At 62.1% G+C, this 22,862-nt stretch carries 22 protein-coding genes and 1 riboswitch; of the genes, 9 read left to right on the top strand and 13 right to left on the bottom strand.

The annotated features are described in order from the left end of the window. Nucleotides 1-32 precede the first annotated feature (32 nt). Together PQ467_RS06340 and PQ467_RS06345 are read left to right on the top strand one after the other, a co-directional pair. Nucleotides 33-1,715: a multicopper oxidase domain-containing protein gene (locus PQ467_RS06340; RefSeq protein ID WP_274175690.1), complete on the top strand. Its 1,683-nt coding sequence runs from the start codon at nt 33-35 to the stop codon at nt 1,713-1,715. Continuing rightward, entirely contained in the window at nt 1,712-2,563 is an 852-nt protein-coding gene (locus PQ467_RS06345; RefSeq protein WP_274175691.1) for a copper resistance protein B, read from the top strand. The genes PQ467_RS06340 and PQ467_RS06345 overlap by 4 nt, the downstream gene beginning before the upstream one ends. A 252-nt stretch (nt 2,564-2,815) precedes the next feature. Here PQ467_RS06345 and PQ467_RS06350 read toward each other — a convergent pair whose 3' ends face one another. The 9 genes from PQ467_RS06350 to PQ467_RS06390 form a co-directional block, all read right to left on the bottom strand. Further along, nucleotides 2,816-3,262 carry a hypothetical protein gene (locus tag PQ467_RS06350; RefSeq protein WP_274175692.1) on the bottom strand — a complete coding sequence of 149 codons (447 nt, stop codon included), beginning with the start codon at nt 3,260-3,262 and terminating at the stop codon, nt 2,816-2,818. Nucleotides 3,263-4,103: 841 nt separating this feature from the next. Then, entirely contained in the window at nt 4,104-5,396 is a 1,293-nt protein-coding gene (locus tag PQ467_RS06355; RefSeq protein ID WP_274175693.1) for a voltage-gated chloride channel family protein, read from the bottom strand. Nucleotides 5,397-5,420: 24 nt separating this feature from the next. Continuing rightward, nucleotides 5,421-5,515: riboswitch (Fluoride riboswitch) on the bottom strand. Nucleotides 5,516-5,582: 67 nt separating this feature from the next. Further along, a complete protein-coding gene (locus PQ467_RS06360; RefSeq protein WP_274175694.1) occupies nt 5,583-5,996 on the bottom strand; it encodes a c-type cytochrome in 414 nt (137 codons plus the stop codon). Nucleotides 5,997-6,001: 5 nt separating this feature from the next. Then, the gene (locus PQ467_RS06365) at nt 6,002-7,591 is read right to left on the bottom strand and encodes a flavin monoamine oxidase family protein (protein ID WP_274175695.1); all 1,590 of its coding nucleotides are present in this window, start codon (nt 7,589-7,591) and stop codon (nt 6,002-6,004) included. Nucleotides 7,592-7,603: 12 nt separating this feature from the next. Continuing rightward, entirely contained in the window at nt 7,604-9,196 is a 1,593-nt protein-coding gene (locus PQ467_RS06370; protein WP_274175696.1) for a flavin monoamine oxidase family protein, read from the bottom strand. A gap of 49 nt (nt 9,197-9,245) precedes the next feature. Beyond that, complete coding sequence (locus PQ467_RS06375) at nt 9,246-9,809, bottom strand: c-type cytochrome (RefSeq protein ID WP_274175697.1); 564 nt, start codon at nt 9,807-9,809, stop codon at nt 9,246-9,248. A gap of 381 nt (nt 9,810-10,190) precedes the next feature. Further along, on the bottom strand, nt 10,191-10,883 hold the full coding sequence (locus PQ467_RS06380) for a hypothetical protein (RefSeq protein ID WP_274175698.1): 693 nt from the start codon (nt 10,881-10,883) through the stop codon (nt 10,191-10,193). 361 nt (nt 10,884-11,244) lie between these two features. Continuing rightward, nucleotides 11,245-11,676 (bottom strand): hypothetical protein, encoded by a 432-nt coding sequence (locus PQ467_RS06385; protein ID WP_274175699.1) that lies wholly within the window; start codon nt 11,674-11,676, stop codon nt 11,245-11,247. 351 nt (nt 11,677-12,027) lie between these two features. After that, a complete protein-coding gene (locus PQ467_RS06390; protein WP_274176101.1) occupies nt 12,028-12,693 on the bottom strand; it encodes a methyltransferase family protein in 666 nt (221 codons plus the stop codon). A 416-nt stretch (nt 12,694-13,109) separates the two neighbouring features. On the opposite strand from PQ467_RS06390, the gene rplJ reads away from it, so the two are divergent. From rplJ to PQ467_RS06410, 4 genes are all read left to right on the top strand, one after another. Continuing rightward, nucleotides 13,110-13,625 (top strand): 50S ribosomal protein L10, encoded by a 516-nt coding sequence (rplJ, locus tag PQ467_RS06395; protein ID WP_274175700.1) that lies wholly within the window; start codon nt 13,110-13,112, stop codon nt 13,623-13,625. Between the two features lie 111 nt (nt 13,626-13,736). Continuing rightward, nucleotides 13,737-14,114 (top strand): 50S ribosomal protein L7/L12, encoded by a 378-nt coding sequence (gene rplL, locus PQ467_RS06400; RefSeq protein WP_172343207.1) that lies wholly within the window; start codon nt 13,737-13,739, stop codon nt 14,112-14,114. A gap of 381 nt (nt 14,115-14,495) precedes the next feature. Further along, a complete protein-coding gene (locus PQ467_RS06405) occupies nt 14,496-15,047 on the top strand; it encodes a VOC family protein (RefSeq protein ID WP_274175701.1) in 552 nt (183 codons plus the stop codon). Nucleotides 15,048-15,225: 178 nt separating this feature from the next. After that, nucleotides 15,226-15,549, top strand: coding sequence for a hypothetical protein (locus PQ467_RS06410; RefSeq protein ID WP_274175702.1), 324 nt, complete (start codon nt 15,226-15,228; stop codon nt 15,547-15,549). Between the two features lie 329 nt (nt 15,550-15,878). Here the strand turns inward: PQ467_RS06410 and PQ467_RS06415 are convergent, their stop codons facing one another. Continuing rightward, nucleotides 15,879-17,702, bottom strand: a complete 1,824-nt coding sequence (locus PQ467_RS06415) for a diguanylate cyclase (protein ID WP_274175703.1) — start codon at nt 17,700-17,702, stop codon at nt 15,879-15,881. 223 nt (nt 17,703-17,925) lie between these two features. Between PQ467_RS06415 and PQ467_RS06420 the strand changes: the two genes are divergently transcribed. Beyond that, the gene (locus PQ467_RS06420) at nt 17,926-18,828 is read left to right on the top strand and encodes a carbon-nitrogen hydrolase family protein (RefSeq protein ID WP_274175704.1); all 903 of its coding nucleotides are present in this window, start codon (nt 17,926-17,928) and stop codon (nt 18,826-18,828) included. A 240-nt stretch (nt 18,829-19,068) separates the two neighbouring features. Beyond that, entirely contained in the window at nt 19,069-19,449 is a 381-nt protein-coding gene (locus PQ467_RS06425; RefSeq protein ID WP_274175705.1) for a reverse transcriptase-like protein, read from the top strand. A 4-nt stretch (nt 19,450-19,453) separates the two neighbouring features. On the opposite strand, the gene PQ467_RS06430 is transcribed toward PQ467_RS06425, so the two are convergent. Further along, nucleotides 19,454-20,203 carry a sulfite exporter TauE/SafE family protein gene (locus PQ467_RS06430; RefSeq protein WP_274175706.1) on the bottom strand — a complete coding sequence of 250 codons (750 nt, stop codon included), beginning with the start codon at nt 20,201-20,203 and terminating at the stop codon, nt 19,454-19,456. Between the two features lie 136 nt (nt 20,204-20,339). Here PQ467_RS06430 and PQ467_RS06435 point away from each other — a divergent pair, with 136 nt between their 5' ends. Then, nucleotides 20,340-21,086, top strand: a complete 747-nt coding sequence (locus PQ467_RS06435; protein WP_274175707.1) for a sterol desaturase family protein — start codon at nt 20,340-20,342, stop codon at nt 21,084-21,086. Nucleotides 21,087-21,092: 6 nt separating this feature from the next. On the opposite strand, the gene PQ467_RS06440 is transcribed toward PQ467_RS06435, so the two are convergent. Together PQ467_RS06440 and PQ467_RS06445 are read right to left on the bottom strand one after the other, a co-directional pair. After that, entirely contained in the window at nt 21,093-22,073 is a 981-nt protein-coding gene (locus PQ467_RS06440) for a hypothetical protein (RefSeq protein ID WP_274175708.1), read from the bottom strand. A 275-nt stretch (nt 22,074-22,348) separates the two neighbouring features. After that, on the bottom strand, nt 22,349-22,846 hold the full coding sequence (locus tag PQ467_RS06445) for a hypothetical protein (protein ID WP_274175709.1): 498 nt from the start codon (nt 22,844-22,846) through the stop codon (nt 22,349-22,351). Between the last annotated feature and the right edge of the window lie 16 nt (nt 22,847-22,862).

A 22,862-nucleotide genomic window follows, 5' to 3' on the forward strand; every position in this document is an offset into this window, starting at 1 on the left:
GATATATCCCTTTGCGCAGGAATGATCCGCCGATGTCCGCTATCCAGTTTCACCGCCGACAATTGCTGCAGGGCGCCGCCGTCCTTGGCGCGCTGGGCGCCGGTGTGGTGCTTCCCGCGCAGGCGGCCATTGCCGCACCCGCGCGCGAACTGTCCGGCGAGGAGATCACGCTGACCATCGGCCAGACGATCATCCAGATCGACGGCCGCCCGGCCCGCGCGGTGGCGATCAACGGCGGCGTGCCGGGGCCGACCCTGCGCCTGCGTGAAGGGCAAAAGCTGCGCATCACGGTGATCAACGAGCTGACCGAGGACAGCTCGCTCCACTGGCACGGGCTGGAATTGCCGTTTCAGATGGATGGCGTGCCGGGCGTGTCCTTTCCGGGCATTCCGGCGCTGGGCCGCTTCACCTATGAATTCACGATCCACCAGCACGGCACCTATTGGTATCACAGTCATTCGGGCCTGCAGGAGATGATGGGCTGCTATGGCTCGATTGTGATCGAGCCTGCCGCAGCAGACCCCGCGCCGCCCGCCCACGATCACGTCATGGTCCTGTCCGATCACAGCTTTGTCCATCCGGCCAGCATCCTGCGCAAGCTGAAGGTCGATCCGGGCCATTATGCGCGCTACCCCCAAACGCTGGCCGGTTTGATCGCGGGCAAGGATCAGCCTTTGAAAACCCGCCTCGAATTTGCCCAGATGCGGATGGACCCGGCCGATATTTCCGACGTCACGGGCAAGGTGTTCCGATACCTCATCAACGGGCGCGGCATGGGCGACAATTTCACCGCCCCGATCACGCCCGGCGCGCCCGCCCGCCTGCGCTTCATCAATGCGGGCAGCATGACCTTTTTCAACGTCCGCATTCCCGATCTGGCGATGCAGGTGATCGCCGCCGATGGACAGGCCATTGTCCCGGTGGAGGTCGATGAATTCCAGATGGGGCCGGGCGAGACCTATGATGTCCTGATCACGCCGCAGGACCGCGCCTATACGGTGGCCGCCGAGGCGATGGACCGTTCGGGCATGGCGCGCGCCACACTGACCCCGCGCCCGGGCCTGACCGCGCCTGTGCCGCCGTTGCGCGCGCCGGTTCGGTTGACCATGCGCGACATGGGGATGGACATGGATATGTCGCATGGTGGGGGCGGCATGGATATGTCGATGCGCAGTCAGGCCAATGCGCCCGATGTCAAATTGGGGCCGGGGGTGGATATGATCGCGCCCATGCCGGTGGACCGCACCGGCGAACCGGGCCTTGGTTTGGATAAAGGGGGCTTGGATAAAATCGGCCACCGCGTGCTGACCTATCGCGATCTGGTCGCGCCCGTGCAAAACCCCGACACCCGCGCGGCCGAGCGGGAAATCGAAATGCACCTGACCGGCTCGATGGACCGCTATCTGTGGTCCTTTGACGGCGTGACGATGAGCGAGGCGCACCATCCGGTGACTTGGGCGACCGGCGAGCGCCTGCGCATCACCTTGATCAACGACACGATGATGGGCCACCCCATCCATCTGCACGGCCATTTCTTTGAACTGGTGACCGGCCATGGCGACCGTTCCCCGCGCAAGCATACCGTTATCGTTCAGCCCGGAGGAAAGGTGAGTTTCGACGTGACCGCGAATGAGGGCGACTGGCCGATGCATTGCCATCTGTTCCTGCATATGGCGATGGGCATGATGCGCGTGGTCAAGGTGCGGGGGGCATGAGGATGCGTATCGCTCTGGCTTTCGTCCTCGCTTTGTCCGCCACTTCGCTGCACGCGCAAGAGACCGGCACCGACCAAAGCCCCGGCAGCGCGCCTGCGCCCGCGCCCGCTCATGACCGGCTGGCCGACCGCTATTTTGACCCCGCCGCCATGGCGCGGGCCGAAGCGGCAATGATGAACGAGCATGGCAACCGGACCTACAGCCAGGTTCGCGCCGATCTGGCCGAAGTGCGCGTGACCGGGCCTGAGCAGGGCTATCATTTCGAGGGCGAGGCATGGACGGGCAATGTTGACCGCTTTGTCGTGGCCACGCGGGGCGAGGGCGATTTCGATAATGGCGCCGAAAAAGGGCGCTTCAAGGAAGGCGAGGTGCAGGCGCTCTATGCCCGCGCGCTGGGGCCTTGGTGGAACCTGCGCGGGGGCTTGCGTCAGGATTTCGGGCCCCGAGGTGCAGGAATGGGACCTCAGCGCACCCATGCCATGCTGGCGATTGATGGCCTCTCGCCCTATCGCTTTGACATTCAGGGCGCGTTATTCGTCTCGCAGCGCGGCGAGGTAACAGGCCGCATCGAGGCCGCTGTTGACGAGCGCATCACCCGCCGTCTGGTGTTGCAACCGCGCGGCGAGGTAAATTTCTCGGTGCAGGACCAGCCCGACCGCGAGCTTGGCAGTGGCCTTACCAGCATCGAGATGGGCCTGCGACTGCGCTATGAATTCACCCGGCAATTCGCGCCCTATGTCGGTGTGTTATGGACATCTTCCCTTGGCCGAACCGCCGATTATGCGCGGGCAGAGGGGAAGGGGGCTTCCTCGGCCGGGTTGGTGCTGGGGGTCAAGGTCTGGCTGTGATGGGATCGGAGGTTTTTAGGGTTTGCCTCCGGCGGGCAAAGGGCAGGGGCCCTTTGCAATCCCGATACTGTCCGCGTTGGGTATCGGGTTCGGCGTGGTGTTTGGGGGCGAAGAGGCAGGATTTGAAGGCCGCTGCGCGGCGGCGGGATGGCGGCTAAATTAGGGGGAGCGGACATCTGCCCAGTTCTGGCTATGGCTGGGATTGGTGGGGAGCGGACGGTCGGCTTTTGTGCTGCTGCACCTGCATAGCAGTCATTGCATGGCAAAAACTTCGGCTGGAACCTCAATTGAAAACGGTTCCGCCAAGATAATCTCTCGTCTGCGCCGCAGAAGGCCCGACACCTTAATTGCATATGGAACATAGATGTAACGAGAATATCCATCACCCTCCAGATGAACCCTAATTCCATCTCGTAGGGGTGGATCATAAGCTGCCGGAATATTCACATCCGCAGCGATCGCTGACCCGAGAATGTTATTGCTTACCGACTCCCCTCTAAGTGCCGATGATAAAAGTTGATATATTTCGGTGGGCGCCGGGTGTTCATCCCCATTCCACCCGGCAACCGCTTTGACCTCCCCCGAGGTGTTCAGCACCGCTCCGAACGGCAAGAACGATCCAATATCTTCGAGCATGCGCTTTGCGAAATCGAGGCAATACGAGAATGCCGAATGCAACTGCTCAGAACTCGCTGCCATCGACCCTCATCCCCAATGCGAACTTTCACTATTACGCCGCTTTGAAATGTCGGCAATGGGAATTTCTGCAATACCAGCGCAACGACTACAAATGGGCGCGAGCCGCCCGTCTCATTATGGTGGGGAGCGGTCGTTCGCTATCGTCGAGGGCACGTTGACGCCGGGGTCAGCTTTACGTTTCGGTACGTGAGCGGGACGCGTCGATCCCCGTCATCGGTTTCCAGTGTTATATGCCCTTTGAACGTCGCGGGAATGAGGCCGTTGCCGCCCGCGTCAGATGTTCGAATGTCGGCTCGCTGTATGGGGGCATCAAGGGTTACGAGTGCGAAAGCGCGTAACTCCTTCGGATTGCTCTGATTAAACCATGTGGCACCTTGGCTGCCCTCTCCTGACAATTCTCCGTTAGGCGATGCGCTACTACCAGCTTTGATCCGCCATCCTCCGGGTATGCGGCAGACCGAGGTGAATCCTACCCCCCACGTCTCAATCGAGAACGCTTTGACGCTTTGGGTGTTTTTCACCGACAAGCCTACAATCGAGAGAAGATACGTTCGTGGATGGTTAGCGGCGGATGCAGAGGTCGAAGCCAGAAGCAGGAGCGGGAAAAGTGATTTCATTGGTAGATAATCCATCATGTCCCGAATGTCTGCAAGTGGGCGCATGTTGCCATACAGACAACGGCAGTTTTAGCCCCGCCTCCGAAATGCCTTCTTTCCTCCCCGCGAAGCGGCTTAACTGTCATTCGCTACGCTGCCCCCAGCCACCCCGCCGCCCTCTACCCTCAACCAAGACAGTATCGGGTTTGCAAAGGGCCCCCGCCCTTTGCCCGCCGGAGGCACCTTTACCTTTTAACACCCCTCCCCCGCGCCGCACGGACCGCCCGCAGCGAGACCCCCGCCTCGACGCCCGGATAGAGGAACTTTGGCCGCCAGACCCGCTGGGAGAGGTAGATGCCGTTGTGGCCGGAGCAGGCGTAGGCGGCAAAGCACGTCACCGTGATCGGCAAAACCGGCCCCGGCCCGAACAGTTCAAGCCCCATGAGGATGCAGGCGAGCGGGGTGTTGGCGGCCCCGGCAAAGATCGCGACAAAGCCGAGGCCCGCGAAGAGATCGACCGGCCCGCCCAGCACGCCGGAGAGCGCATTGCCCAGCCCGGCGCCGATGAAGAACAGCGGTGTGACCTCGCCGCCTTTGAAGCCGGTGGAGAGGGTGATGACGGTGAAGAGCATTTTGAGCGCCCAACTGGCGTAATCAACCGGGCCGGTGAAGAAGCCGGGGATCGTCGGCGCGTGGGGATCGGCCGACCACACGCCAAGGCCCAGATAGGCCCGCGTGCCCAGCGCATAGGTCAGCGCGATCAGCACCAGCCCGCCGATGAAGGGGCGCGCCGGGCCATAGGGGACAAGCCGCTTGAACCACCCACCCAAGGCGTGATTGGCCTCGGCAAAGGCCAGACTGGCAAGGCCGAAGAGCGCGCCCGCGATGGCCGCCTTGGCCAGGATCAGCGCATCCCAGCGAAAGCTGTAATGGATGGTATAGACGGTGTGATGAATACCCCAAGCCTGACACGCCCAATCGCCCGCATAGCCCGCAATGAGGCAGGCGAGCAGGCCCGAGAGCCGTACCCGCCCGATGGCCAGCACCTCCAGCGCAAAGACCGCGCCCGCCAGCGGCGTGCCGAACACCGCGCCAAAGCCCGCCGCGATGCCCGCTTTGAGCAGGATCTGCACCCCGGCCTCGTCCAGCCGCGCGATCCGCGCCGCCGCGCTGGCGATGCTGCCGCCCAATTGCACCGCCGTGCCTTCACGTCCGGCCGATCCGCCAAACAGATGCGTGGCCACCGTGCCGATGAACACCAGCGGGGCCATGCGCAAAGGCACGCCGCCGCCCGGTTCATGGATTTCATCGAGGATCAGATTGTTGCCGCCCTCAACGCTCTGGCCAAAGCGGTGATAGAGCCAGCCGATGCCCGCCCCGCCCACGGGCAGGAGAAACAGCAGCCATGGATGGTCAAAACGCGCTCGCGTGACCGCGTCTAGGCTCCACAGGAAAGCGGCGCAGAGCGTGCCGACCACGCAGGACATGGCCAGCAAGGCGGGGAGCAGAAGGATCAGACGGGAGAAGAAAGCGCGCATAATTCCACCTTGTTGCCAAAACAGCGAAAGGTAGGAATCATCAGCCCGACACCTCAGGTTGCCCAAGGATCAGGCGGTTCGGCCAAAAGGCCCGGCGGAAATCCATCGCCTTGAACCGGCCTCTGAAGCAAAGGCGGGCTGGCGTCAAGATGGCGCGCGCCTTCACCGCCCAGATCATCTCCCGGATTATCTCATCGCCTTGACGTCCTCGGCCGTGACCGCTCCCTTGAACCTGTTGCCAAAATGGCTGCGGACATAATTGACCACATCGGCCACCTGTTGGTCGGTCAGCATCGCGCCGATGGCGGGCATGCCGTTCAGCCCCTTGACCACCACCATCGCCGGATAGGCCCCGATCGCCAGCTTCTGATTGCCCGCCAGCGCAGGGTAGCGCCCCGCGCCTTCGGCCCCCTTGGCGTCGGGCATATGGCATGCGGCGCAGACGCGGGTGAATATCTGCTCGCCCGTGGCCGGGCCCAGCATGCGCGCGCCAAAGGCCGCATCGCCCGCCGAAGCGGCGGCGGCGGGGCGGGCGGGGGCCTGTGCATGGGCGCTCGATGCCGCCGCCATCAGGGCCATGGTCAAGATCAGTTTCTTCATGTCTCTCACCCCGCGATAACCCGTTGATGCAGCCGCGTGATCGCGTCGATGGCCGAGGTGATGCCTCCCTCCTGCCAACCGCCGTAATAGGAGGCATGTTCGCCCGCCAACAGGATGCGCCCGTCAAACTTGCAAAGGTTGGTGTAATGCTCGGCGCGCGTCGCTTCCGTCCACGAACCGAAACAGCCCAGCGTGAAAGGCACCCGATGCCACGCCACCGAAACGCCGTTCATAAATTCGGCCCGGTATTGCGGATGGATCTGCGAACCCCATTCCAGCACCTTTTCGACGCGCTGCTGCGGCGTGCTGGCGGTCAATTCATAGCCCGTCGCCCCGCCGACATAGCAGCCGAGCAGCACGCCCGGCCCCTTGTCGCCATAGCGGGTGGAGGGATAGGAGATCTGGCTATTGGGCAGGTCGGTATAGGTGATGCCGCCGTAAATCTGGTCGTCCTGTTCCCAGAACCGGCGCTTGAATTCGAGGCCCACCTTGACGCTGGTGCTGTAAGGCACGGCGCGGATCGCGGCGTCGAGTTCCGGGCTGACATTCATCTCGATTTGCGCCAGTACCGGCAGAGGGATCGTGCAGAGGCAGTAATCGGCCGAAGCCTTCATCGTCGCGCCCGTCTTGGTGTCCTTATAGCTGACAATGACGCCCTTCTCGTCCTGATGGATCGCGGTCACCTTGCTGTTCTTGCGCACCATATGGCCCACGGCGCGCTCGAAACCCTTGGCCACCTGCCCCATGCCGCCGACGGGCTGGAAGATGGTGGAAAGGTGATCCCATTGCAGATTGCCGCCGATGGAGCGCCACAGGCCCGAACGCAGCAAGGTCTGAACGTCGATGGGATCGGAGGGTTCGGGAACGGCGGACAGGCCGCCGCCCGGCTCCTTGTCATAGCCGCGCCGCCCGCTGCTGGCCGCGCCCTTCACATAGCGCATGTTGCGATCGAGCGCGCCCCATGACCGCAAGGCTTCGAGCAGGATCTCGCCATCTTCCTTGCTGACGCTCTGGGCCAAGGCCCCGGCATTGACCGATTTGGCCAGCAATTCGCCGACATGGCCGTAGAAATCCGCCTGAATATGGCGATAGCGCTGGGGCTTGCCGCCGAACGCCTTGGTGTTGTGGACATAGGCGTTGTAATTGACCTGCATGAACGGTTCGAGCGCAACGCCCAATTCATGGCAGTAATGGATCAACCCATGGTGATGCCATGGAATGCGCCATGGGCCGGGGTTGATGTAATTGCCCGGCGCGAATTGGCACGTCTGGGTCGCACCGCCCAGTTCGGTATAGGTATCGCCGCCCTGCAAGGTCCATGAACGCCCGCCCACGCGGTCGTTATATTCCAGCACCTGCACCTTGTAGCCTGCGCGCGACAATTCGAGCGCAGCGGTCATCCCCGCCACGCCCGCGCCAAGGATCAGCACGCTGGCGCCCTTGTTGTCGCCGTCAAGCTTGGGCGGGCCTTGGAAATTGGACGCCTTGGCCTGATCCATGCTGGACATGGCCATATACATCGCCGAAGCGCCCGCCGCCGTGCCGATCATGGAGAGCAGATCGCGCTTGGTCATGGGCATGACTTGGTCGTTCATTCCGGTCATCCCTTAAGCCGCCAGAGCGCGCTGGTGCAGGCGCGTGATGGCATCGAGCGAGGAGAGCAGCGCCCCCTCCATCCAGCAGCCGTAATAGGAGGCATGTTCGCCCGCCAGAACGATGCGCCCGTCCATCGAGACGAGGTTCTGGTAATGGGTCGCGCGGCTTTCCTCGGTCCACATGCCGCAGCAGCCCAGAATCCAGGGCATCCGGCTCCACGCCACCGAGGCGCCATTCATGAATTCGCGGCGATACTCTTCGGGGTGAAACACACTGCCTTGCGCCAGCGCGGCCTCGATCCGCTTTTCCGGCGTCATGCCCGCCAGCATGTATCCGCCCGCGCCATTGGCAAAGGCGCCCAGCAGGACGGCGGGCTTGTCCTTGAAGAAATCGTAATTGGGATAGGAAATGAGGCCAATTGCCTGATCGGTGAAGCTGTGGCCGCCATAGATCGAGTATTTCTCCTCCCAGAAGCGGCTCTTCATTTCGAGGCCGATCTTGACCTGACCGCTGTAGGGGATGGCCTTGATCGCGGCTTTCTTGGCGTCCGAAACCTGAATGTCCAACTGGGCCAGAATGGTCGCGGGCAGCGTGCAGACCATATAGTCCGCCGTGGCCACGCCCGTCTTGCCGGTGACCGTGTCGGTCCATGTCGCCGCGACGCCCTTGTCATCCTGCTTGATCGAGGTGACCTTGGTGTTCAGGCGCACCAGCTTGGCGATCTGTTTATAGAAACCTTTGCCGATCATATCCATGCCGCCCTTGGGCTGGAACATGGTGGTCTGCATCACATAGTTGAAATAGAAGCTCATCTGCGTCCAGACATGGCTGGACAGAACATCGGACAGGCCGTTGATCTTGGACGGGGTGGGCGCGCCATTGACGCCGCCGCCGGGCGCGCGGTCATAGCCGCGGCGGCTCGACACATTGAGGTTGCTGGTGAATTTGAGATCGCCGTCCAGCGCTCCCCATTCGCGCAACGCCGCGATCAGCTTTTCCTTGTCCTCCTTGCTCACCGCACTGTCGAGCGCGCCCGCATTGAGGGACTTGCCCAGCAGTTCCGACACATGGCCGGTAAAATCCACCGCCAGTTCCTTGTAGCGCTGCGGCTTGCCGCCAAAGGCGTCCTTGCGGTGGACCATGGCATTGTGGTTGAGCTGGATAAACGGCTCAAGTTCCACTCCGAAAGCCTTGCAATAATGGAGCAAGGTGCGGTGGTGATGCGGAATGCGCCACGGGCCGGGGTTGAGGTAATTGCCCGGCTGATAGGCGACATTTTGGGTCGCGCCGCCCACTTCCACGATCTTGTCGCCGCCGCGCACCGAATAATTGCGACCGCCGGGGCGGTCCTGATATTCCAGCACCTGAACCTTATAGCCCGCCTTGGTCAGCTCATAGGCCGCCAGCATGCCCGCCAGCCCTGCGCCCAGCACCAGCACGCTGGCCCCGGCGCGCGCGCCCGACAGTGCGGGCGGCCCGGAAAACTGCGTCTCGGCGGCATGGCCCAGCGCCGTCATCGCCTGATACATGGCAAGGCCGCCCCCCGCGCGGCCGATCATCGTCAGCAGGTCGCGGCGGGTCTGGGGCGAAAGATCGCTGATCATGATGCGTCCTCTTTATACGGAAAATGGTAGGCGCTTGCTGGCCGCCGGATTATTGGCCGCAGGCGTTCAGACAGTCGCGCTTGGGCGCGGGGCCGGTGGCCACGCGCTTCACATCGGCAACGGTCACGACATCGTGGTAATCGTTGAAATGGCCGCGCACGTAATTGACGACAGCGGCCATCTGTTCAGGCGTCAGGATTTCGGTGAACCACGGCATCCCGCCGCGCCCTTTCAGCAAAAGGGTGATGGGATAATCCTTGTCGGCCAGTTTGGCATTGCCCGCCAGCGCGGGGATCGCCGCACCCGCGCCGCCCCCGCCTTTGGCATCGGCCATATGACAGGCCTGACAGATTTCCTCGTAAACCTGCTTGCCCTCGGCCGATATCTGGACATTGGTGGTGCCGCCCGCTGTGTCCTGCGCGCCCGCCGGGGCAAAGCCCGCCACGGCCAGCGGCAGACATGCCGTCAGCGCCAGCAGGCCGCGCATTTTCCTCTGGCGGCGTTTTGCTGCACCCGATGCCTTGCCTGCATCGTCATCCTTTGCGGCCCCCGCCGCCCCGTCCTGTTTCCATGCGCCCATGGCGACGAATGTGCCAGTTTCTGCGCCGCGCAATATGCCGCTTATTGCGTATGGCAATAAGGGGGGCGGTCATGTTGAGTTGGGCTGAACCTTTGGAGGAGTTTTAAGGATGCCTCCGGCGGGCAAAGGGCGGGGGCCCTTTGCAATCCCGATATTGTCGGCGTTGCAGTGTTGGATCGACGGCATGTTTGGGGGCGAGGGTGCGCAGGGGAGTGAAGCCGCTTCGCGGGAAGGAAAGTGGTTTTCCCGGATGAGGGGCCAAATCTGTCGTTGCCTGTATGGCAGGAAGCGCCCAGTTGTTGCCGTTCGTAGGCTACCCCCTACATCTAAAAGCTGCTGTGATCGTGGTTGCAAAAGAAGTCCCTTCGCAACGTCTGCGTAAGCAGACATATGCCCTGCGCCGCTAGCCTGGTATCACTTTTTCAGATCGCCTGTTGCCGCCAGCAAATCTTTGATTTCTCCTGCAACGTTCACACGTGTCGACATTACGGGGCACTGCTGCTTAGCTGCCATTATCGCACCTGCCAATGAACCGCTGAACGCGGACGCATCCCAAGGCGGGGAGAGAAGATTTCGCGGCACCTTGGCTCGGCCTACCGGTTCGTCAGTTCCGCAGCCCTGCGATCGTATCGCGATCTCAATGCCCTTATATGTCCTCGTGATCGATCCGGTCATATTCGGCTTAACAAATTGGGCGTCGCACTCAACATAGTGAATGTCAGTCGCGTTTGCTTTTCGGCATTTCCCATTCCAATCGCCAACATGAATGGGTTTTGATAATGGATTGCTCGATTCCACATTTCCAGATTGAGCGGGCTGTTCTGCACTATTTCCCGGAATGCGATATCGAACTACCGTTTCGTATGTGCTGGCAACTGCTCGGCCCTCACTATCTCGTTTCGGTGTAAAATTCCCTTTTTCTTGAAATATCTGGCAAGTCTTTGTCTGCATTTCGACTGGGGCATTGCTATCGAGAATGTGGCAGCCGGTAGCCCGACCCTCACTTCCCACGTCGATCGAAACATGAACGCGCCATTCGCTGGCTGGCGCGGTTGCAGGACTGATTGGCGTAGAAGCTGCCAGCAGCAATGAGATTAGGTTGATCATAGCGCTCCCCAATTATCTGCTGGTTACAATTCAGAAATTGAGAGGGCGTTAAGCTGAGTACAAAGCCACGTCACAATGGCATGACAGATGCAAAAAGCCATTGCAGAATGTCCGCTTCCCACCATATCGTGAGGGAAGGCTCGCGCCCAATTATGGACATTCGATTGCCAACTACAGCGCTGGGCGTGCCCCCCGTTCGGCTGCCTCGATCTTCACCATCAACTGGCCGAACATTCTGTCCGAGGCGGTCGGCTGCATCCGCCGCAGCGCTTGCGAGGTGAGCAAGAGCTAATCGGGAGGCAGTCGGCTTGGTGAAATAGGCCGACCGTCCCTACCCGAACGATTTTGGGTGGCGTCCGGTTTACTCCAGTGTGATTTTGACACCGCCGCCGCTGGCGCTGAGCTGCAAGCCTTTCGAACTGGTGTCGAGTTCAAGTATGACATCTCCCTTCTTCAGCTTGATGCTGCCCGCGCCTCTGACCGCCGTAGCGCTGGCATCAGCCGCAACATAAGTCCCGGCGAAGTTGGAGATGCTGGTTAGGTTCGAAACCCGACCATAGCCGCGGATTTTCGCCACACCAATTTTGCCGACTGAAATACCGCCGATCTTGAACTTATATTTTTTGCCGTTGTACGTAAGCGTGCCACCGCCGACGTTACCGCCAAGAAGGAATCCGAACTGGGTTTCACTTATAGTGATCCTACCGCTGGTTGACTTCGCCTCGGCGATAAGCGGAGTGCCAACCATTGTTGCTGCTGCCGTCGCGAAGACGAAATTGCGGCATATACCCATGTCAAAATCCCCCTGAGATTACGTGCTGAACGGTATCCTTGCGTAACAGTTGCAGGGGCACAAAGTTCCGTCCGCTTCCGGCAGAAGCCGCCGCCAGCACAAATTACAATGGCTGCTTTCCACCAATCCCGGCCAAAGCCAGAACTGGGCAGATGTCCGCGCGCCCTAACTTAGCCGCCATCTCACCGCCGCGCAGCGGCCTTCAAATCCTGCCCCTTCGCCCCCAAACACCACGCCGAACCCGATACCCAACGCGGACAATATCGGGATTGCAAAGGGTCCCGCCCTTTGCCCGCCGGAGGCATCAGAAAAAAATGCCGACCGGAAGCATCAAACCCCCTCACATCCGTCTCAAAACACCCCCGGCACCAGCCGATAGCGCACCTTGCCCATGAAGGCCTGATAGGCGGGGTCCTGGGACAGGAGCGCCTCTTCGGCCTTCAGGCGCAGGATCTGGGCCCACCAGCCGATGGTGTAGAGGACTAGGTTGAGGAGGCTGGGCATGAGGATCATGATGCCGATGTGGACGGCGAGGTAGCCTGCGTACATGGGGTGGCGGACGAAGCGGTAGAGGCCGTCGCTTTTGACGCCGCGGTTGGCGGGCGCGATGCCGAAGCTGCGGCGCAGCGAGAGTTTGGCCAGCGCCTGTACGACATTGCCAAACAGCACCAGCGCGATGCCGAGAGGGGCGATCATGGGGAAGATGTCAAGCCCCGGTTGGATCATCAGCGGCGCGGCGGTGGCTGCGATCGCCAGCAGCCAGTCGCCCAGGCGCAGCGAGATGTTGCCGGTGGGGCGCCGGATCAGCGTAAAGAGCATCACCGCCGTTTCGGAAATCAGCGCTAGCGGCGCGTAGCCGTTGAGAGAATGCGCCACCCGGTTGACCAGCGCCAACCACAGGACAAGAATCAGCCCCTGTTCGATCCGGTCCAGCACGCGCGGGTTGGCGCGGGCAAAGGCGCGGTCGAGCGGGCCTTGCGCCAAGGCGTGATCGGCGGCGGGAATGGCGGCGTTCATGGTCAAAGCGGCAGGCCCTAATCGGTGGAGCGGGGCGCGTCCCCGTCCGATGCGCCCAGAAATACGGCCGCGATGGTTAACAACTCGCTAGGAAAGGCGGCGCTTGACTCCGTGTCGCCATCTGATAAAGGCGCCCCCGGAAGTCAGCGGGCATGCCCGCAGGCTTTTCCGTCCGAGACAGTTGGTGCGGGGAATTTGCCCCGCTTAATTTCCAGCCTAGACGGGGAAAAGAGATTATGGGCCTTTGCGCCCCTATCGCGGCTTATCGGCCATGCTCCATCGGGGCGGCCTGTCGCAACTCCTTCCCTTTGTCACGGACCCAACCGCCCCTGCGGATGCGTTTCGGCGCGTCCTGCATGGACAAAGTAGCCGGCCCGGAGGCATCTGCCGATGGGCCATTTGTGAAGGAGTAAGGCATGGATCGTTCGCAGAAAGCCGAATCGGTCGCCCAGCTCAACGCGGTCTTCAACGAGGTCGGCGTGGTGGTTGTCACCCGCAACCTCGGCCTCACCGTGGCACAGTCGACTGTGCTGCGCGGCAAGATCCGTGAAGCCGGCGCCACCTACAAGGTTGCGAAGAACCGTCTTGCCAAGCTTGCTGCCCAGGACACCGACTACGCTGGTATCGGCGACCTCCTGACCGGCCCCACCGCGCTTGCGTGGTCGGTCGATCCGGTTGCCGCTGCCAAGGCTGTGGTCGAATTCGCCAAGACGACCGACAAGATCGAAATCGTCGGCGGGTCGCTGGGTAGCGTCGTTCTCGACGCCGATGGTGTTAAGGCTCTGGCCTCGATGCCCTCGCTCGACGAACTGCGCGCCAAGCTTATCGGCCTTGTTCAGGCACCTGCCACCAAGCTGGCTCAGCTCACGACCGCTCCGGCGGCCAAGCTGGCCCGCGTGTTCCAGGCCTATGCCGACAAGGACGCTGCGTAAGATTTGCCCCGGGCCCCGGTCCGCACAAATCCAAGCAGGTAAGACTTTTGAACCCTATTTTTCCGGGTTTGGCGCCTCCGCCGCCCGGTAAACAACATTGGAGTAATTATCATGGCTGATATCGCCAAGCTCGTTGAAGACCTGTCGGCTCTGACCGTTCTGGAAGCCGCTGACCTCGCCAAGGCTCTGGAAGAAGCCTGGGGCGTTTCGGCTGCTGCCGCTGTTGCTGTTGCCGCTCCCGCCGCTGGTGGCGAAGCTGCTGCTGCCGTTGAAGAAAAGACCGAATTCGACGTCATCCTGACCGGCGACGGTGGCAAGAAGATCCAGGTGATCAAGGAAGTCCGCGCCATCACCAACCTGGGCCTGACCGAAGCCAAGGCCCTCGTTGAAGGCGCCCCCAAGGCCGTCAAGGAAGGCGTGTCGAAGGCTGAAGCCGAAGACATCAAGAAGAAGATCGAGGAAGCCGGCGGCACCGTCGAAATCAAGTAAGATTTCAACATGCGCCGGTCGGATCTTCCGACCGAACAGGAAGGGCGGCTCCCACGGGGCCGCCCTTTTTGCGTGAGTGGACAAGGCATGATGACACTTCGCGGGAAGGGGAACGGCGCGGCTCTATTGGGAAGATTGCCGATAAAACGGCAAGCGCCCAAACTCAGACCTTCAGGCTGGCAACTCGGACTCTCGCTCACGGTCATTTGTTGGCCGCGATCTTTCCCATTTCTCCATCTCCGATAGGCCATTTCGGGAATGAGCAATTGGGAACAGTTTTGGGAAAGCACGTGAATCGAACAACCATTGGCGCGCTCACACGTGCCATTGTCCCGCAAAACGCTCCTTTCCGATAGGAGGCCGAAGCGTTAAGGCGTAACCATGAAGATCATATTCGCCATGCTGCTGGCCTTGGTTGCAGCCGGAGCGCAGGCCCAGACAGCGCAAGCACGGTCCAGTGAGAGTGCAATGATGAACGACGCAAGAAACGTGATTGCCGTAGACCACACGGGCTTCGCTGTATCGTCTTTGGACGACGCCATTCGGTTTTGGACGACAGCGCTCGGCTTCACACTTGAGCGACAATCGGAGATGGGGGGCGATTTCCTGCATCAAGTAACAGGCGTCGATGATCCGAGTGTGAAAACGGCGATTGTCAGGGCGCCGGACGGTTACGCGGTTGAACTGTTGCAATATTCAAAAGGACGCCAAAACGGCGCTGTGCCCGATAGCGCGGGGGCGATAGGTGCGGCCCACCTAGCTCTGACCGTGAAGGATATCCATGCCGCAATTGCGCGCGTTGAGGCAGCAGGATGGAAGTCAAAGGGTAGCCCGCTGCCGATCGCGGGTGGTCCACGCAAGGGAACTTTGGTGGCCTATGTTTCGGGCCCTGATAACATCACGATAGAGCTTATGCAGCCGCCGACCCGCTAATACAGCCTGAAGTCTTCTGCCTAACCATCCTTTCCGGGAAATGAGGAAGGACACTGCGTCGGCTATGGGGGCGGCATCCTCACAAGCGGAAAGTCCGCTCTCCACCATTTGTTGTCCAAACCGGTTGTTCCGGACACGACACCATTGCAGCCGTTCATTCATGCGCTAATCAAAGGCCATGGCGCGCGAGGAAGCAGTTCGATCATTGGTGCATTTCGACCAGCCTCTGGATGTGCTGCGTCGAGCCCTCCATACCTGCGCGTGGGATTGGGAGGGGCCGCCAACCGTGACCCTGCGTGTCACTAATGTCCTTCATGTTGTCCAACTCTACTTGAAAGGCGAGTTAAACAGCACTGATGTTGAGGAGTGGGCCAACCTGATTGAAGGCCGTGACGATGTGGGCTTTGAACCAAAGGTAAAGGAAGCGATTTTCGACCTCGCAAACCCCATTTTGCAAGGCTCGTTGAGAAAGGTGGTCCCGGCGCTGCTAGCTCGATTATAAGCGTCCACTCCCCCTAACTTTCCTGCCGCAGCGACCGTCCGCAGGAGGGCCGATAGCCGCCCTTAATTCATGGGAGCCGAGAAGGGGAGCTCCCCAACGATGTGTGCCATAGCCACCACCGGATCGATCTGTCCTTTTTCTCCTATTCGAGCCATCATCCCACCGCCGCGCAGCGGCCCTCAAAATGGCCTCCCGCCTCCACCCGCCGCGCCTCTTCTCTCACACAGCGCCCACAGTATCGGGATTGCAAAGGGCCGCCGCCCTTTGCCCGCCGGAGGCATCAATAACGCCCGCCGGAGGCACCGATAACGCCCGCCGGAGGCAAACTTTCACTCCGCCGCGTCGTTCACGATCACCCGGTTCCGCCCCTCGCGCTTGGCCTGATAGAGCGCGATGTCGGCGGCCTGGATCAGGTGCTCTCCATCGGTGTCCATGCCTGCGGACCAGTTGGCGATGCCGAAAGACATGCTGATGAGGCCGAGCGTGCGGCCCTTGAGGCGCACGTTGATTTCGCCCACCGCGTTGCGCACCTGTTCGACCCTGTCCTGCAGCACTGTTGCCGAGGTGCCGGGGGCGATGATGGTGAATTCCTCGCCGCCGAAACGGCACACGACATCGCCGCTGCGGAACTGTTTTTTCAATTCGGCGGCCACGGCCTGCAACACGGCATCGCCCGCATCATGGCCGAATTCGTCGTTGAACAGTTTGAAGTGGTCGATATCGCACATCACCAGGCTGAGCGGCAGGCCCGAGCGTCCGGCGCGGGCGATTTCCAGCGTCAGGGTTTCTTCCATATAGCGCCGGTTGAACAGGCCGGTCAGCGGGTCGCGGATGGTCTGTTCGCGCAAGGAACGCTGGAGGCGGTGGTTGACCAGCGCGGAGGCGATGTTTTCGGCCAGCACGGTCAGACGGAAGCGCGTCTCATCCTCGACGGTGCCGTGGAGATAGAGCACGCCGATGACCTCGCCACCGGCCAGCAGCGGTTCGCAATGGTATATTTCATCGGGGCTTGTGTGGCTGCACACGATGTCGCTGCCCACTTCGCGCAGAAAATGGCTCTGGCCCCGGCGCAGCGCCCAGCATTGTTCGGGGGCAAAGCCCTCGGAATCGGCCTCCATGCCGCCCCAACCGGCAATCGGGATCAACAGGTTGCGCGAATTGTTGTGGGCATAGAGCGCGCCCGCGATGCCGGGCAGCACGCGCGGCACGAAAACGCGGATGATCTGGGCCAGTTCGTCGTCGGTGCGGGCGGCCTGCATGCGGTGGGCCATCCCGCCCAGCATCTCGATCACCTCGCCGCGCTGGCGCAATGTCTCGCCGTTGAGCAGCAGTTCGGCATTGGCATCCTGCAACTGGGCCTCGCTCGACACCTGATCGGCCACCGCGCGCTCCAGCCGGTCGGCCATGGCATTATAGCTTTGGGCAAGTTCGGAAAATTCGCGCGACCCCATATCCTCGGCAATCCGCGCGCCGCGCTGTCCGTCGCCCAGATCGGCCATCACGCGCAGCATCGCCGCGCGGGGGCGGTCTATGCCCCGGACGAGCAGCCAGAGCCCGAACGCGGCCACCAAAGCCACCAGCCCCGCGCCCACCAAAACCAGCAGTTCGGTCCAGACCAGACGGTCGTTGACGTCACGGGTGCGGCTGGATTGCAATTCCCGTTCGTTTTCCAGAAAATTGGCGGTGCGCACAATGACCGCGTCCATCAGCTCGCGCCCCTGACCGCCCGCAATCTTGACCTGCGCATTGGCAAAATCGCCACGGCGGCCCATGGCGACGGTTTGCCGCATCATTTCGCTGCGTTCGCCGATCAGGCGGGCCAGTTCCTGCGCCCGTCGAAACTGGATCGGGTTATCACGCGTCATCGAGACAACCCGGCCAAAATTCTGCTGGGCATTGCTGATCGCTTCATCAAACGAGGCGGCAAAGGCGGGGGAGCGGGTCAGAATATAGCCGCGCGCGCCTGATTCGGCCGCTCGCAACTGGTTCATCGTCACTTGCGTGTTTTCGATGACGGAGGAGGAATGGTTGGCCCATTGCACGGCCTCGCCCGCCCGGCGCGACGAATCGAGCACAATGGCGGCGAACGCGCCCAGCGCCAGCAAAACAAGGGCGCCGAGGGCGAAAATGCGGGAGGAGAGCGATGCTAACATGGCTTTATTTCATAGGGTTATCTTAGGATATCCTTAAAATGAGATAGCGATGGTCTTAGGGACTCTTGCGTGGTGGGCGCATGTTCGGATTTCCCAATCGCGGCTCAAGTTTTTCTTGCTTGCCGCTTTTTGCGTGCCTTCGCACATTGGGCAGATGACTGTTGCCTCTCCTTCCGTTGCCGTTTTGGCCGCCCCCGTTTCGGCGCCCCCTTTTGGGGCCGCCATGGCGCAATATCCGATTGGCGAACCGGCCGATTGGTCCGCCTATGAGGCCAAGCTGCGCCAGTGGGTGGGCGATGCGGCGGGGCAGGGGGCCGCTTTGCTGGTCTTTCCCGAATATGGCGCGATGGAATTGGCGGCGCTGGATCACGCGCGCAAATCCGACCTGCATGCCAGCCTTGGCGCGGTGTCCGATCTCTTGCCGCAGGTGGATGCTTTGCATGGCGAATTGGCGCGGGTGCATGGCGTGCATATTCTGGCCGCCAGCGCGCCGTGCCGCGTGGGAGACCATTACGTTAACCGGGCGCGCTTTTTTGCGCCATCGGGCGCAATGGCGCATCAGGACAAGATCATGATGACCCGCTTTGAGGCTGAGGAGTGGGGTGTTTCGCCGGCCGTGGCGATCGGAGGCGGGCTGCGCCTGTTCGACACGGCGCTGGGGCGGATCGGCGTCACGATCTGTTATGACAGCGAATTTCCGCTGCTCGCCCGCGCGCTGGTGCAGGCCGGGGCGCAGATCATCCTTGCCCCATCCTGCACCGACAGTTTGCATGGCTATTGGCGGGTGCGCATCGGCGCGCAGGCGCGGGCGCTGGAAAACCAGTGTTTCGTCCTGCAATCGCCCACGGTGGGGGATGCGCCATGGTCGAGCGCGGTCGATGTCAATCGGGGGGCGGCGGGGTTCTACGGCCCGCCTGATGCCAAGCCCGCCGCCGGGGCCGATATGCCCGCCGATGGCGTCCTCGCGCTGGGCGAGGAAGGCGTGGCGCAATGGGTTTATGCGATGGTCGATCCGGCGCGCGTGGCGGCGTGGCGGGGGGACGGTTCGATCCTGACCCACCGTGACTGGTCGGGTCAACCGGGGGCGGGGGTGTTGCCCGAGGTGGAAGTGGTGGTTTTGCGGTAAGGGGGATTTTGCCTCCGGCGGGCAAAGGGCGGGGGCCCTTTGCAATCCCGTTAATGGGTGGTGTAAGCTTGGCAATATGGCGCCAAACGCTATGGTTTCAAAAGCCTGCGGCGCGGCGGCCTTACGCTGATTGGCGGTGCAGGCTTTCAAAAATACAAGCACCGCGCCGCCTGCCTGGCGCAACTAAGACAAGAATGGGATTGCAAAGGGCCCCCGCCCTTTGCCCGCCGGAGGCACATTTTGACCCACCGCCGCATAAAGATCTTCTTCGACGGAGGCTGCCGCCCCAACCCCGGCCCTATCGAGGCGGCTGTCGTCATCCGGGGCAAGGTCCATTGGTTCGACCTTGGCCATGGCAACAATCAGGATGCGGAATGGCTGGCGCTGATCGAGGCGGTGAAGCTGTCACAAGAGCTGGGGCTGGAGCATGTCGAACTGATCGGGGATGCGATGGAGGTGGTCGATCACGCCAACCGCGCGATGCGCGACGGCGCGGGCGAGGAAGGCCATGCGGCCACTTTCGCCGCACTGTTGAAAAGCGGCTCCCCGGCGCGCATCCGCTGGATCAAGCGGCAACAGAACCTCGCAGGCATCGCGCTGGCCTCGCGACATCCGCGCTAGGGTTTTAAGCGATCCCATCCCACATCAGTTTCAGCCCGACCACAATCATCATCGCATAGATGATCCGATAGAACCGCGCCGCATCCACCCGCCGCACCACCCATACCCCCGCCCATGTGCTGAGCAGCGCCAGCGGCATCAGCACCGCCGAATGCACCAGATTGGCCCGCGTAAACTGCCCCAGCGCCATATAGGCGGGCACCTTGATCCAGTTCATATAGGCAAAGGCGATGGCAGTCGTGCCCACCAGCACATCGCGCTCCAGCCGCTTGGGCAGCACATACATCTGAAACGGCGGCGCGCCCGCATGGGCGATATGGCTGACAAAGCCGGAGAATGTGCCGAACAGCACGCCCACCCAGCCCGGCGAATTCGAGGGCAGGGCGGTTCTCCCCCCGCGCTCGTTCCACATGCGCTGAACCCCGAACAACAGCGACACCACGCCCACCGCCAGCAACACCGCCTTCTCGCTGACGCTGCGCGAAAACAGCCAGCCCAGCGCGACGCCGATCGTCATTCCCGGCATCATCACTTTCAGCACCGCCCCCGACCAATGCCGCCGGAACGACCATACGCTGACCGCATCCTGCACGATCAGGATCGGCAGCATCACCGCCGCGCTCTCCACCGGCGCATTGGCCAGCACCATGATCGGCATCGCCAGCCCTCCCAGGCCCGCAAAGCCCCCCTTGGCCATGCCCGAAATCACCACGGCCACCACCGCGCAGCCAATCGCCATCGGTGTGTCGAGCATGGGGAGAACCTTTCATCCGGGGAAAAACCGACAGTTGTGCCAGAGCCATGGCGCGCCCGACCGATAGAGCCATGCGCCCCTCAAATCCAGCGACCTTTCAACGGCATCTTAACCGCCGCACCGTTAGAAAGCTTGTATGACCCTGCTGCTCAGTTTCCTGCCGGAATTTCTGGTGATCGCCGCCCTGCTGCTGGTCGAGCGGGGCGGCCCGCGCACCGACGGGTGGCGCAATCTTCAGATCTGGGCGCTGCAATTGACCGTGGCGCTCACCATTCTGCCCCTGCTGCGCGGCTGGGTCGGCCCGGCGCTGATCTCTGGCGCACACCTGCCGTTCTGGCTGGGCTTCCTTCTCTTCCTGCTGCTCAAGGATCTGGCCGAATTCGCCTTCCACCTGGCCCAGCATCGCATTCCCTTCCTCTGGGCCATGCACTCGCTGCATCACTCCGACCCCGAAATGGCGGTCCTGACCACCCAGCGCCATTTCTGGGGCGACCAACTGATCAAACAGATGACCGTCTGGTCGGCGGTACTGATGATCCTGTCGCCCACGCCCGCCATCGCCTTTGCCTATGGCATCGCCTCGCTGTGGAACCTGTTTGCCCACCTTGATGCGCCCATCGACTTTGGCCGCTGGTCCTGGCTGCTCAACAGTCCGGCCTATCACCGCCGCCACCATTCGCGCCTGCCCGAACATTACGATACCAATTTCGCCGGTATCTTCCCGATTTTCGACGTCATCTGCGGCACCTACCGTCGCCCCGACGGCTTTCCCCCCACCGGCATGGACCGCCGCCCCGAAAACCTGTGGCAAGCCATCATCTGGCCGCTGATCTGGAACCAGCCGCAAACAGAACCCGCCCCCGCGCCCAAACCCGCGCCATAAAGCCCGCTAACCCGGCACCTCGCCCCGCGCTCTCGGCCCGATCCGGCCATCGTCCATCGCGTCCATCAATCTCCGCGCCACCTCCTCGTCCAGCGAGCTCGGCGGTGGCCGCCTTGCCCGCCCCAACCGCGCCTCCGCGCGCGCATAGCGGTGATACCGCGCCAGACCCAAAGCCTCGTCCCCCTCGCGCAGCAAATCGGGCAAATGGCGAATGCCCGCCCGCCCAGCGTCCTCCCCGCCTGTCTGCTCTCCGCCCGCGTTGTTGTCGCCCGCCTCCTGCGCCTCCTCGGTGGGGACGACATCCTCATGCGGCACCTCGTCCGCGTCCTCCTCCTCGCGCCGCGCCTCCTGCGCCGCCAGCCAACGCTCGCGCATCCGCTCCAGCTTCATGTTGATGCTCTCCAGCACCTCCTCGGCCTCGCGCTCCTCCTCAATGGCCCGCGCCCGCTCCTCCGCCGCGCTCAGCGGACGCTCGCCCCCACGTGCGCCATAGGCGTCATACCGATCCCGCCGCCGATTGCGCAGCAGGAACATCAGCAAAGGCGTGTCATACCGCCGCCAACTGGCCACCACCTCGCCATGCCGGACGATAAACCGCTCCTCGCCCGCAATCGCCCGTTCCAGCGCGCAATCCTCCAAGCGCGCCATGCCGCGATCCACCGCCTCCTCCCACGCGGCGGCAAAACCCTCCGCCCCCGGCGCATTGCGGATCTTGTACAAAGCCTCCAAACTCGCCCCGATCACCCGCGCCGCCTGCGTCACAATCCCGCTCGCCGCCAAGGCCGCAATAAACGCCCGCTGCCGATCCGGCGTGATCGAATTGCTCCGCGGAGCCTTGTGAATATAGGGCGCAAACCCCAGCAAAGGATCACCCTCCACCGGCTCCTCCCCCCGAAACGCCACCCGACTGGTCCGCCTGCCGGGCCGCACACTGTCGCACCGCACCGCCCCGCGCCCGTTCCCCTCGCGCCCCTCCACCTTACCCATCGCCAACCTCCATCCATCAAGCCCAACCCAAACCCCTCCGCCAAGCAAAGGGGAAGACCGGTCTAGCAAAGGGCAGGGGGTGTAGGAAAGAACATTATGGGAACAATGGGGTGGGGTGGTTGGCAGAGAGGGCGGGAAGGGATCGCTACGCGATTTAGGTTTCAAGGGATTAAGTGTGCCTCCGGCGGGCAAAGGGCGGGGGCCCTTTGCAATCCCGATATTGGGGTTTGTCGACCCAAATTGGCCTTTCGCCGGGCTGACCTCAATGAATGCCCCTATCTGGCGCCGCGCTCGGTTTTCTCAATGTCCGCCGCCGAAAATGGGTCGCCTTCTGCACGGAGCGTTCCGATAACATATCGTGGAATCTCCCTGCAACGCATCCAATGCTTTTCGGCCTCAATGTCCGATCCGCCCCAGCACCAGCCTCTTTCTTCGAGCAGAACAAAGGCCCGGTGACTCAGGTTACAACGACGCGGACCGCTCAAGCCATTATATTTCTGACCGTCCGCCAAGCCGCGACAGGCACCCTGCTCACTGTCGGCTCTTTGCAGCAAAGGCCGTATTGACCGGGGGAAGGATCGATATTTTTCTATCGGATAATAACGGCGCATGTCCGCCATATCTTGCGCCGAGGCAGGCGAAAGAAATGCCTGAACCGGCATTGAGGAACTGGAGAGGTGGCGAGGCAGCGCCATCACCGATCCGCCTGATTGGACCGTGGCGAATACCGCCAGCACCGATAAAACGGCAAATGCGCCCGATAGTTTTGCCATTACGTTGTTCCCAAGC

The sequence above is a fragment of the Novosphingobium sp. KACC 22771 genome (assembly GCF_028736195.1).
Classification (GTDB): Bacteria; Pseudomonadota; Alphaproteobacteria; order Sphingomonadales; family Sphingomonadaceae; genus Novosphingobium.